General features: G+C 35.6%; 10 protein-coding genes. 8 read left to right on the top strand and 2 right to left on the bottom strand.

Annotation, left to right across the window (positions count from 1 at the left end; all coding sequences use genetic code 11):
- The first annotated feature begins 43 nt into the window (after positions 1–43).
- The 7 genes from topA (at position 44) to B3C16_RS14520 (ending at position 9,756) form a co-directional block, all read left to right on the top strand.
- Positions 44–2,560, top strand: a complete 2,517-nt coding sequence (topA, locus tag B3C16_RS14490) for a type I DNA topoisomerase (RefSeq protein ID WP_291132873.1) — start codon at positions 44–46, stop codon at positions 2,558–2,560.
- Positions 2,561–2,563: 3 nt separating this feature from the next.
- Positions 2,564–3,715, top strand: a complete 1,152-nt coding sequence (locus B3C16_RS14495; protein ID WP_121311765.1) for a formimidoylglutamase — start codon at positions 2,564–2,566, stop codon at positions 3,713–3,715.
- Positions 3,716–3,985: 270 nt separating this feature from the next.
- Positions 3,986–5,404 carry a gliding motility lipoprotein GldK gene (gldK, locus tag B3C16_RS14500; RefSeq protein WP_121311764.1) on the top strand — a complete coding sequence of 473 codons (1,419 nt, stop codon included), beginning with the start codon at positions 3,986–3,988 and terminating at the stop codon, positions 5,402–5,404.
- Positions 5,405–5,457: 53 nt separating this feature from the next.
- A complete protein-coding gene (gldL, locus tag B3C16_RS14505) occupies positions 5,458–6,090 on the top strand; it encodes a gliding motility protein GldL (RefSeq protein ID WP_121311763.1) in 633 nt (210 codons plus the stop codon).
- 49 nt (positions 6,091–6,139) lie between these two features.
- On the top strand, positions 6,140–7,681 hold the full coding sequence (gene gldM, locus B3C16_RS14510) for a gliding motility protein GldM (protein ID WP_291132876.1): 1,542 nt from the start codon (positions 6,140–6,142) through the stop codon (positions 7,679–7,681).
- A gap of 46 nt (positions 7,682–7,727) precedes the next feature.
- Positions 7,728–8,642: a gliding motility protein GldN gene (gene gldN, locus B3C16_RS14515; RefSeq protein ID WP_291132878.1), complete on the top strand. Its 915-nt coding sequence runs from the start codon at positions 7,728–7,730 to the stop codon at positions 8,640–8,642.
- Between the two features lie 67 nt (positions 8,643–8,709).
- Complete coding sequence (locus B3C16_RS14520) at positions 8,710–9,756, top strand: NAD(P)/FAD-dependent oxidoreductase (RefSeq protein ID WP_291132880.1); 1,047 nt, start codon at positions 8,710–8,712, stop codon at positions 9,754–9,756.
- A gap of 117 nt (positions 9,757–9,873) precedes the next feature.
- Here the strand turns inward: B3C16_RS14520 and B3C16_RS14525 are convergent, their stop codons facing one another.
- Positions 9,874–10,257 (bottom strand): DUF983 domain-containing protein, encoded by a 384-nt coding sequence (locus tag B3C16_RS14525; protein WP_121311759.1) that lies wholly within the window; start codon positions 10,255–10,257, stop codon positions 9,874–9,876.
- Between the two features lie 101 nt (positions 10,258–10,358).
- On the opposite strand from B3C16_RS14525, the gene B3C16_RS14530 reads away from it, so the two are divergent.
- Positions 10,359–12,269 (top strand): ABC-F family ATP-binding cassette domain-containing protein, encoded by a 1,911-nt coding sequence (locus tag B3C16_RS14530; protein WP_121311758.1) that lies wholly within the window; start codon positions 10,359–10,361, stop codon positions 12,267–12,269.
- Positions 12,270–12,277: 8 nt separating this feature from the next.
- On the opposite strand, the gene B3C16_RS14535 is transcribed toward B3C16_RS14530, so the two are convergent.
- Positions 12,278–13,246 (bottom strand): App1 family protein, encoded by a 969-nt coding sequence (locus tag B3C16_RS14535; protein WP_291132883.1) that lies wholly within the window; start codon positions 13,244–13,246, stop codon positions 12,278–12,280.
- Positions 13,247–13,270: the final 24 nt, after the last annotated feature.

Raw genomic sequence — 13,270 nt, forward strand, 5'->3', positions numbered from 1 at the left:
TTTAAAAAAAACGTTTACTTTTGTCCGCAGAAACAAACCGAATATGGCAAAGAATTTAGTTATCGTGGAGTCGCCGGCAAAGGCAAAAACAATCGAAAAATTTCTGGGAAGTGATTATCAGGTAGAGTCGAGTTATGGGCACATTGCCGACTTGCCATCAAAAGAAATTGGAGTAGATGTTTTGAATGGTTTTAAACCCAAATATGAAGTCTCCGCAGATAAAAAAGCCTTGGTCACCAAATTAAAAGGATTAGCCAAAAACGCCGAAATGGTGTGGTTGGCTTCCGATGAGGACCGCGAAGGAGAAGCCATTTCTTGGCACTTGGCTGAAGAATTAAAATTAGAAAAAAACAAAACCAAGAGAATTGTTTTCCACGAAATTACCAAAACCGCGATTCAAAAAGCGATTGAAAATCCACGTGGCATCGATTACAATTTAGTCAATGCCCAACAAGCTCGTAGAGTTTTAGACCGATTAGTTGGTTACGAACTTTCTCCCGTGCTTTGGAAAAAAGTAAAAGGCGGTTTGTCTGCCGGACGTGTACAATCGGTATCGGTTAGATTAATTGTAGAACGCGAAAGAGAAATACAAGAGTTCAAAGCAGTCGCTTCTTATTCGGTTACAGCAGAATTTACCAACGAAGCCGGAAAAGTGGTGAAAGCCAAATTGCCAAAAAACTTCGCCACCAAAAAAGAAGCAGAAGATTTTTTGCAAAAAAATATCGGTTCCACTTATAAAGTAGCCGATTTAGAAACCAAACCTACTAAGAAAACACCGGCTGCACCGTTTACAACTTCCACTTTGCAACAGGAAGCGGCTCGTAAATTATATTTACCCGTTGGAATCACCATGCAAATCGCGCAACGTTTATATGAAGCCGGATTGATTACCTATATGAGAACGGATAGTGTGAACTTGTCTCAAGAAGCGCAAGCCGCAGCACAAGCCGAAATTACCAGTTACTATGGTGCTGAATTCAGTAAGCCAAGAAACTTCAACACCAAATCAAAAGGTGCACAGGAAGCTCACGAGGCGATTCGCCCAACCGATATGTCACGTCACACAGTGAATGTAGAAAGAGACCAAGCCCGTTTATACGAATTGATTTGGAAAAGAACTTTAGCCTCGCAAATGAGCGATGCCGAATTGGAAAGAACCAACGTTAAGATTGAAGCTAATAATCATTCTGAAGTTTTTCAGGCCACAGGAGAAGTAATCAAGTTTGAAGGTTTCTTGAAAGTATACTTAGAAGGAAGTGACGACGATGAAGAAGAGCACGAAGGGATGTTGCCTGCGTTGAAAGTTAATGAGAAGTTGACCAACAATAATATCACTGCAACAGAAAGATACACGCGTGCAGCCTCTAGATATACAGAAGCTTCATTAGTAAAGAAATTGGAAGAATTGGGAATCGGTCGTCCATCGACTTATGCACCAACGATTTCTACTATTATCAATAGAAACTATGTCGAAAAAGGAAACTTAGAAGGCGTAGAAAGAAAATATGTTCAGCTTACTTTGAAAGACAGTAAAGTGGACGAAAAGATTTTAAAAGAAAATACCGGTTCCGATAAAGGGAAATTGGTACCCACAGATATCGGAACCATCGTTAATGATTTCTTGGTTAAAAACTTTGCTGCGATTTTGGATTATAATTTTACTGCGAAAGTAGAACAAGATTTTGACGAAATTGCGGAAGGAAATATCGATTGGGCGACAATGATGCAGGATTTTTACAATAAATTCCATCCGAATGTTGTTGAAGTCGAGAAAAACGCAGATCGTGAAAGCGGTGAAAGAATATTAGGAATCGACCCAAAATCAGGCAAACCGGTTTCGGTTCGTTTAGGAAAATTTGGTCCTATGGCTCAAATTGGCGATGCCGAAGATGAAGAAAAACAGTTTGCAAGTTTGCGTCAGGAGCAGAATATCGGAAACATTACTTTAGAAGAAGCGTTGAATTTATTTTTGTTGCCAAAAAATCTTGGTGAATACAAAGGTGAAGAAGTGGAAGTGAGCAATGGTCGTTTCGGACCGTATGTTCGTTTCGGAAAACAATTCATTTCCTTGCCAAGAGGCGAAGATCCATTGGATGTAACGATGGTTCGTGCACAGGAATTGATTGATGAGAAAGCAAAAGCCGATGCGCCAATTGCGGTTTATAAAGATATGGATGTTCAAAAAGGCGTTGGTCGTTTTGGGCCATTCTTAAAATGGAACGGAATGTTCATTAATGTCAATAAAAAATACAACTTCGATAATTTATCACAATCTGATGTAGCAGAATTGATTGAAGAGAAACTGCAAAAAGACATCGACAAAGTAATCCACAATTGGACAGCGGAAGGCATTTTGGTTGAGAAAGCCCGTTGGGGAAAATCAGTCATTACCAAAGGCAAAATCAAAATCGAATTGAATAAAGATGTTGATGCTACGAAGTTGACTTTGGAACAAGTCCAAGAAATGATTGCCAAGAAAACGCCTGAAAAGAAAACTGCTGCTAAAAAACCGGCTACCAAAAAAGCCACTGCTAAAAAAACACCTGCTAAAAAGAAATAAATTATGGAATTCGATTTTCTGTCGCCGATCAATCAAGAGATGCTACAATTTATAAACGGATTGTCTTCTCAACACTTGGGAAGTAAAGTCGCATTTCATACTGAGAAAGATTTTCCGGATACTGATAAAGTAAAGATTGCTGTTATTGGTGTTTTAGAAAACCGCGGTGATTTAAAAGCTTTTGAAGAGGTTAAGCTGAATGCTATTCGGAAAGAATTGTACAGCTTGTTTCCGGGTAATTGGCAGAGTTCTATAGCTGATTTAGGGGATATACTTCCCGGAAATTCATTGGAAGACACTTTTTTTGCTTTACAGAAAGTTTGTGCCAAATTAATCCGAAAAGGTGTAATTCCCATTATTATTGGTGGAACTCAAGACCTGACTTATCCATTGTACAGAGCTTACGACAGTTTAGAGCAGATGGTCAATTTGGTTTCTATAGACAGTAAGTTTGATATAGGTAAACAGGAAGAAGGAATCACTTCCAATTCTTATTTGTCAAAGATAATATTGGATGAGCCAAATAACCTTTTTAACTTCAGTAATATTGGCTATCAAACCTATTACAATTCACAAGAAGAAATTGATTTGATTGAAAAATTATATTTCGATGCATACAGATTAGGAGAAATTTCAAATAACATAGCTTTATCTGAACCGGTTTTTAGAGATGCCGATATTGTTTGTGTAGATTTAAATTCTGTAAAGTCCTCAGATTCAGGAAATTTAATTAACTTTACTCCAAATGGATTTGACGGAAAAGAAATTTGTAGTCTGTCAAGATATGCCGGTATAAGCGATAAGGTTAGTTCTTTCGGACTGTTTAACCACAATAATAGTAAAGAGGAATCTGTGCTGATTGCTCAGATGATTTGGTATTTTATAGAAGGTGTCAATTATCGCTCTAATGAATATCCTTTTGGAACCAAAGAAAATTATCTGAAGTACATCGTTCCTTTGGAGAACGAAGAATTGGTTTTTTATAAAAGCAATAAAACAGATCGTTGGTGGATTGAAATAAACTTTTTTGCAGGGCAACACAATAAACTGAAAAAAAACTCGTTATTACCTTGTTCGCATGATGAGTATTTAGCTGCTTGCAATCATGAAATACCTGAAAGATGGTGGAAAGCACAAAGAAAAAACAGTATTTAGTAGAAAAATAAAATAGATTACAAATAAAAAGCGTATAAAAATATAGTTTATAACTTACAAAAAAATATAAAAAAGGTATTTTGACAGATAAAAAGTGCTTTTTATCGATAAAAAGTTTTTTTAATAACTTTTAAAATTCTATTTTTGAAAAGTCAAATTATACATAAGAGGCAAGCATAATAAAATTTAGTATTATTTAATTGCTTTTTTGAAAAATAATAAATAGGTTTACGCCCTTAAAAATAAAACATTCAAATAACCCCAATTTATATGAAGAAGGTCATTGTATTCGCATCAGTTTTAGCTTTATTAACGAGCTGTGGACGATCAAGCGACAAAGGTGAGTTAGTAGGAGTTAAAGGAAAGAAATGGCATCCTGAGAAGCCGTTTGGTATGACTTTGATTCCGGGTGGAGCATACATTATGGGTAAATCCGATGACGATTTAGCCAATGTACAAGACGCCCCAACTAAAACGGTAACTGTTAGAGCATTTTATATGGACGAAACAGAAATCACAAATAGCGAATACCGTCAGTTTGTGGAATGGGTAAAAGACTCTACAATTAGGGTTCGTTTGGCTATACTCGCAGATGAGGTAGGGCAAACTTCGGGATCAGGTGGAAAAGGAAAAGGTAAAACTGCCGGAAGTATTGGAGATTTTGCTTTCAATGACGCTGATCCTGCGAAAATGACGCCTTACGACAAGTATATGTATGAGAATTATTACAGTGTTGGGACTGACGATGATCCTTATGCGGGAAGAAGATTAAACAGAAAAGTTAAATTGATAAAAGATACTAGTAAATATCCTGATGAGTATTACTCAGAGGTTATGGATACTATGTATTTGCCAGTAGCAGAGTCTTTCAACGGTTTAAGGACTGTTGATGTTAAAAAATTAAAGTTCAGATATTCTTGGATGGATATTCAAGCTGCAGCAAAAGCTAAAGTAGGGAAAAGAAGTTCGTTTATTAGAACAGAACAACAAGAAGTTTATCCTGATACAACGGTTTGGATTAAAGATTTTGAGTATTCTTATAATGAGCCAATGCACAATGATTATTTCTGGCACCAAGCCTACGGAGAATATCCTGTAGTTGGTGTGTCTTGGAAACAAGCAAAAGCATTTTGTGCTTGGAGAACACTAAACAAAAACTCTTATATCAAATCTAAAAAGAAAAAGAATAGAACAGATTTGATCAATTCTTTCAGATTGCCTACTGAAGCAGAATGGGAATATGCAGCTAGAGGTGGTTTAGAATCTGCTACTTTTCCTTGGGGTGGTCCTTATGCTAAAAATGACAGAGGTTGTTTCTTGGCTAACTTTAAACCAAACAGAGGAGATTATGCAGCTGACCAAGCGTTATATACAGTAGAAGCAAAATCATACGAGCCAAACGGTTACAATTTATATAACATGGCAGGAAACGTTGCAGAATGGACAGACTCATCTTATGATGCAGCAGCCTATGAGTATGTTTCTTCCATGAATCCAACAGTACAAGATAACAAAAACATGCGAAAAGTGGTTCGCGGTGGATCTTGGAAAGATGTTGATTACTTCCTTGAGAATGGAACCAGGGATTTCGAATATGCTGACACAGCCAGAAGTTATATTGGCTTCAGAACAGTACAAGATTATATGGGAACTCAAGTGACCAAAAACGGAAAAGCACCTAGAAAGTAATTTCAAAACCAACTTAATTATATTTAACTTAACTAACTAAAATTTTTATTATTATGGCATTATTAAGCAAAAAAGCAATGAATTTCGCTTACGGGATGGGAGCGGCGGTTGTAATCATCGGAGCACTATTCAAAATACAACACTGGACCGGAGCAAGTGAAATGCTTATTATTGGACTTTCAGTTGAGGCATTAATCTTCGGTTTATCGGCTTTTGATCCGGTAGATAATGAATTAGATTGGTCATTGGTATATCCTGAATTAGCAGGAGGAGAAGCAAAAGAAAGAGGGAAAAAAGAAGATCCAAAGGATGCTCAAGGTTTATTGTCTCAAAAATTGGATAACATGTTGAAAGAAGCAAAAATTGATGGTCAATTAATGGAAAGCTTAGGAAACAGTATCAAAAATTTCGAAGGAGCTGCAAAAGCAATTTCTCCAACTGTTGACTCTGTTGCTTCAACTAAAAAATATGCTGAAGAAATGACTAAAGCAGCGACTCAATTAGAAACTTTGAATGGTTTGTACTTAGTACAATTACAAAGTGCTGAAAGAAATGCAAAAATCAACGACGAAGTTGCTGAAAACAACCTTAAATTAAAAGATCAAATGCAATCGTTAACATCTAACTTGTCTACATTAAACAATGTATACGGTGGTATGTTATCTGCTATGAGTAACAAAGGATAATTAGTTTTTGAACTATATTTATTAACAAAACAATAACTAATTAGAAAAAATGGCAGGAGGAAAATTAACCCCTAGACAGAAGATGATTAACCTAATGTATTTGGTTTTCATCGCGATGTTGGCATTAAACATGTCCAAAGAAGTATTGACTGCTTTTGGATTAATGAACGAAAAATTTGAAGGAGTAAATAAATTCTCTGAAGAATATAATACCAGTTTGTTAGGAACTTTAGAACAAAAAGCGGAAGATGATCCAACTCGTTTTAAAGCACCATTAGACAAAGCAAACCAAGTTAAGGCTATTTCGAAAGAACTTTATGATTATTTAGGAACAATCAAAAATGATGTTTCTAAAGAATTTGAAAGAGAAAAAGATGGTAAATTACCATACGAAGCAATGGACAAAGGTGGTTACATCGATGAAAGTTGGTTTGAAGGTGACAGATATTCAAAAAAAGGTAACGAAATCATCGCCAAAATTGAAAAATACAAAAAAGATGTAACCGCAGTTTTCGGTAATGATGTAAAATACCAAATCATCGTTAATAAAATTAATGAGAAATTTAATTTAGGTGATGTAAAAGATAGTGAAGGTGTTACTAAGAAATATTTATCTTATCACTTTGAAGGTTTCCCGGCAATAGCGTCTATTGCAAAGTTAACAAGTATGCAAAATGACGTTCAGGCTACTGAGCAAGATATCTTCAATGCTTTAATTGGTAACACAATTGCTCAAGCTGCATCTTTGAAAAACTTCCAAGCTATGGTTGTTTTAGAAAAAAATGTATTCTTTGAAGGTGAAACAGTAAAAGGTAAAGTAGTATTAGGTAAATATGATGCTAATACTGTTCCAACTAGTTTCTCAGGACCGGGTAAAATCGAAAACGGACAAGCAATCATCTCGATGACAGCTGGTGGTGTTGGAGAAAAAACCATCAACGGTACATTCTCATTCATGGAAGACGGTAAACCGGTGCCATTAAAGTTTGAAGGAAAGTATGTGGTTGTACCTCGCCCAAAAACCGCTAATATTTCTGCTGATAAAATGAACGTAGTATATAGAGGTTTGGATAACCCAATGACTATTTCATTTGCAGGGATTGGAGATAATTATGTTAATGCTTCTGCTACCGGTTTGTCAAAAGCCGGAGGAAATGGAAAATATAACTTAAAGCCTGGTTCTGGTACAGAAGTTGTTGTTTCTGTTACTGCAAAAATGCCTGATGGAACCACTGCTTCGGATAAAAAAGTATTCAGAATTAAAAACATTCCAGCACCTGCCGGTGCAATCGGTGGTGTTACTGGTGTTCAAAAAGGAGCTAAATCACGTTTAGAAGTTTCTACCGTTAGTGCTGAACTTCAAGATTTTGTGTATGATTTGAAATATGAGGTAACTCGTTTCAGCTTTAAAGTTCCCGGTCAAGCAGCTATCATCGTTAGTGGAAGTAAAGTGAATGCTCAATGTAAAGCTGCATTGGCAAGAGCTAGCAAAGGTGATCAGGTATCTATCTTTGATATTAAAACAAGAATTATTGGAGCATCAGGAATTGTTCCTAAAGATGCAGCACCGGTAATTTACGAAATACAATAATTTAAGTTGATAGAAACCTACTTAAATAACTTATATTATAAACATTATGAAAGTTAAAAATCTTTTATCAGTAGTTTTTGCAGTTGCAATAAGTGCTTCAACTTTTGCTCAGTCAAATTTGTTGAATTCCAAAACTCCGGATGAGATTGGAAAGAAAACGCCTGCCCAGTTAATTTCTGACAATGACAAACCATTGCCTTATGGTTATGTTCACGACAGAGACGTATTGATGGGTAAAACCATTTGGGAGTTTGTGGATGTGGATGAAAGAATTAATTTTCCTTTGTATTATCCTATCGATACTGCGTTTGTGGGTAAAGAGAGAAGGTCTTTATTTGATGTGCTTGTTAAAAACATCAAGAACGGAAAGATAACTGAGGTTTATGTAGATGATTATTTCAATGCTAAAAAGACTTTCAAAGATATGGAGACTTCATTTACTTACATTGATACTACTGATGCAGGGAAAGATGAAATTAATAATTATTACGATGATTACATGTCAGGTAAAAGAGTACTTGATCCTCAATTTATCAATAAAAAAGAATTGGATGCCAGTTATATTTCTGGCTACAAGATAAAAGGATATTGGTATTTTGACAAACGTCAAGGTGAATTGAAATATAGATTGTTGGCACTTTGTCCGGTAACTCCGGAGGCAAGAGATGCCGGAAATGACAATGCAGATGTTATTGATTTATTCTGGGTTTATTTCCCTGCTGTAAGAGACATATTGCATGATGCTAAAGCTTTCAATGATAAGAATTCAGCCATGCCTATTACCTTTGACCACTTATTGAATTCCCGCAGATTTAATGGGGTGATTTATAAAGAAGAAAATGTATACGGTGACAGAGAAATTCAACAATACATGAAAGAGAATTCTCAAATGCAGCTTCTGGAATCAGAACGTATCAAAGAAAAGATTCGTAGTTTCGAGTCTGATATGTGGAATTACTAAGAAAAATTTCTAATTACAATATAAAAACTCTCATCTTTACGGTGAGAGTTTTTTTTAGTTTAACATTATGCTTGATTATATAATAGTTGGTTCAGGTTTGGCCGGAATTGCTTTTGCAGAAACACTTATGCAAAACAATAAATCTTTCGTGGTTTTTGACAACCATTCTCAAAACTCTTCTAAAATAGCCGGCGGCTTATACAATCCGGTTATTCTTAAAAGATTCAGTCAGGTTTGGAACGCTAATGAACAACTGAATTTAGCCGAAGTGTTTTATAAAAAAATAGAAACTAAACTAAATACACAAGTCGATTTTAAAATACCCATTTACAGAAAATTCTTTTCTGTTGAAGAGCAAAATAATTGGTTCGCCGCTTCGGATAAATCTAATTTGGCGCCATTTCTCTCAACGGAAATTGTCTTTAAAAAATATTCCGCTATTGATTCTCCTTTTGGTTACGGCGAAGTCTTACATACCGGTTATATAGATACAGAAGTGTTGTTGAATCAGTATCACGCTTATTTGAATAGTTTTAATTTATTTAGGAAAGAAGCTTTTGAATATAAAGACTTGGAAGTTCTTGAAGAATATATTCAGTACCAAAATCTAAAAGCCAAACACATTGTATTTGCTGAAGGCTTTGGAATGCATGCTAACCCATTTTTTAAACATTTGCCACTCGATGGAACGAAAGGTGAATTATTTATCATTAAAGCGCCTGATTTGGATTTGGATGTCATTGTCAATACCAGTGTCTTTATTTTGCCTTTGGGTAATAATCTTTTTAAAGTTGGCGCCACTTATAACTGGGAAGACAAAACCGATTTGCCAACAGCTGAAGGTAAACAAGAACTCATCGATAGAATCAAAGAAATCCTGACTTGTAACTTCGAAATTATCGATCATTTTGCGGGAGTTCGACCAACCGTAAAAGACAGAAGGCCGCTTTTAGGTTCTCATCATGTTTACAAAAACATTCACATTCTAAATGGATTAGGAACACGAGGTGTAATGTTGGCGCCGGCGATGGCTTTGGATTTATATGATTATATCGAAAACGGAAAGCCTTTGGATAAGACTACTGATATTAAAAGATATGGTTTAGCAAAGTAGTGTTTTGAATGATTGATTTCACACAAGACAAAACCTAATTAGCCCCGATGGCAGTGGCACGAAGTATAACGAACAGCGGGAATAGGGTTGCTCAAAAAATGCCCAAACCATTCGCTCCTACTTCTTAACCGCATTCTTATCAAAATGCACAAAAATATTGATGTAAATATTTCGAGCCAGCCTTGCTGTTATAGGCATCAATGCAATTAAAGCTACTATAATAGCAATAAATGAAGCAATTAAATCTAAACCAATAAATACTTTTGCAATGATGAAAGCGGCAACGCCGATGGCAACCGTTAGCGCATAACTCACATACATCGCACCATAAAAAAAGGAAGGTTCAATTTGATAGTGTAATCCGCAATGGCTACAATTTTCATGCATATTGTAAATATTTTTCAGATTATACGGATTTGGGTCAACATACATGCTTTCTTCTTGACATTTCGGACAACTTCCTGTTAAAATGCTATTTAATTTGGATCCTTTTTTTAACATTTGCAAAAATTTTAATTTTATTAGTATAAACACTTTAGCTTCGGGTTTACAAAGGTACTTTTTAGAAATCTTTTTACCTGTAACTTTTGTAACAATTCATTATGTTAAACATACACAATTTATCGGTTTCGTTTGGTGGTACGTATCTTTTTGAAGAGGTAACTTTTCGATTAGGTTCAGGTGATAGAGTAGGATTAGTGGGAAAAAACGGTGCCGGAAAATCGACCATGCTCAAAATTTTAGCCGGTGATTTCAAACCTGATAGCGGCCAAATTGCTACCGAGAAAGAAGTAAAGATGGGTTTTCTTCGTCAGGATATCGATTTTGAACAAGGAAGAACTGTATTAGAAGAAGCTTATGAAGCGTTTGTGGACATAAAAGTGGTGGAGAAAAAGTTAGAGAAGATCAACCATCTTTTGGTGACCAGAACCGATTATGAAAGTGAGGAATACGCTCAAATCATTGAAGATTTATCCGATTACACGCATCGTTTTGAATTGCTTGGCGGTTATAATTATGTAGGCGATACTGAAAAAATCCTTTTAGGCTTAGGTTTTAAAAGAGAAGATTTCGAAAATCAAACTGATACTTTTTCGGGCGGATGGCGCATGCGTATCGAATTGGCCAAATTGTTATTGCAATCTAACGACATTCTTCTACTAGATGAGCCGACGAATCACTTGGATATCGAAAGTATCATTTGGTTAGAAGGTTTTTTAAGAAATTTTCCGGGCGTAGTCGTAATCGTTTCGCACGATAAAATGTTTTTAGATAATGTAACTAACAGAACTATCGAGATTTCCCTTGGGAAAGCTTACGATTTCAACAAACCGTATTCTCAATATTTAGTATTGCGTGAAGAAATTAGGGAAAAGCAATTGGCTACCCAAAAAAATCAAGCCAAGAAAATTGAAGAAACCGAAAAACTAATCGAAAAATTCCGTGCCAAAGCTTCTAAAGCTTCGATGGCGCAATCGTTGATTAAAAAATTAGATAAAGTAGAACGTATTGAAGTCGATGAAGATGACAATTCAGTAATGAATATTTCGTTTCCGGTTTCCATGACACCGGGAAGAGTTGTGATTGAAGCCGAACATGTAACCAAAGCCTATGGCGATAAAGTGATTTTAAAAGACATTTCGCTTTTGGTGGAAAGAGGTAGTAAAATTGCTTTCGTTGGACAAAATGGTCAAGGAAAATCGACTTTCATCAAAGCCATTGTAAACGAATTCAAGTACCAAGGTTCGATAAAAATGGGACATAATGTGCAAGTTGGTTATTTTGCCCAAAATCAAGCCGAATATTTAGACGGGGAAATTACGTTGTTAGAAACCATGACCAATGCCGCAACGGATACCAATCGTTCGAAAGTGCGTGATATGTTGGGTTCATTTTTATTCCGTGGAGATGATGTTGAAAAGAAAGTTAAAGTGCTTTCCGGAGGCGAAAGAAACCGTTTGGCGTTGTGTAAACTATTATTGCAACCCATCAACGTGTTGCTGATGGATGAGCCAACGAACCACTTAGACATCAAATCGAAGAATGTTTTGAAAGCCGCATTGCAGAAATATGAGGGCACATTGCTGTTAGTTTCGCACGACAGGGATTTTCTTCAAGGCATGTCGAATTTGGTTTACGAATTCAAAGACCAAAAAATCAAAGAATATTTAGGTGATATCAACTATTTCTTAGAACAGCGTAACGCAGCCAACATGCGTGAAATTGAGAAAAAAGACGTAGTGGTGAATAACAATTCGAATAAAGAAAACAAAAGCTTGTCTTATGATGACCAAAAGAAAAGCAAATCGTTGCAAAATCGTCTAAGCAAAATAGAAAGTCAAATCAAACAACTCGAAATCGACATTCAAAATGATGACAAAGAATTGGCTTCCAATTATGACAAACACATCGAAAACGCAAATTTCTTCACGGCTTACAACAAAAAGAAAGCAGAATTAGACAAGCTACTCGAAGATTGGGAAATTGTGCAAGGCGAAATTGATTCGTTGTAAATTACAAATTAAGAGATTAAACCAATGCTTTTAGAATGCGCAATGGCCTCTGAACTTTTCTTGAAATAACACACTTTTACATTTAGACTTTCTAAGTTTTTCAAGGCCAAAACTGCTTTCTTTTTTTTGGAACTTCCGGTTTGTCTGATGTAAACCGCTTTGACATTTACCGGGAAAATTTTGCAGATATTTTCATACAAATAGGGGTCGTGTTGCGAGTCATCACCCAAAAGCGTGTATTGCAAATTGGGATAAAATTCTAAAATGTGTTTGATTTTTTCAAACTTATGGTTGTGATCGCCGCGTCCGGTTATGAATAAATCAGTTAAACTGGTTTTAATGTCTTTTAGTAACAATACCGCTTTGGGTAATTGATTGATTTCGGCAAATTGGGTAATAAATCGATACAAATTCCATTCACTACTCGAGACATAAAAAAAGGCATTTTTTTCGGTCTTGTCTTTTTTTCCTGCATTACTTAAGGCATGATAATGTTCAGCGACATCTTCAAAAACTTTTCGGTCATAAACATTTTTAAACAACAAAATGTATAATTTTTTTAACGGATTTCTGGTATGCGACACCAAAAAAGTATCGTCAATGTCTGATATAAATCCGTAATCTCCTTTATGAGGTTTTATAAAACTGGCGGTTTCTTGGATTTCTTCGTTATTATAAAAAATACTTACACTATAATTTATCCAACCAAAATCTGATTTTTCGGTAAGCGGAATGCAAAATTTAAAATAACCATCGTCCAATGTTTTGGTATGGATTTTTTCTCCGTTATGCTCGAGATAAACATCTGCATTGGCTTGTGTTTTAATCCGAAACATTTTGATTACTGAAGTGGCATTTTTAAAATTCTTCTTTTGAAAATCGTAATCTTCTTTAGAAGTAGGTTTAAAAACATGACCCATGACAATTAATTCTTGGTCATTGGCATATCCGCGATATAATTTCAGAATGGGCTTCATTAATTGTCTACATTTGAGTTTCGA

Origin of the sequence: Flavobacterium sp. UBA7682, from assembly GCF_002482945.1 — a bacterium.
Lineage (GTDB): Bacteria > Bacteroidota > Bacteroidia > Flavobacteriales > Flavobacteriaceae > Flavobacterium.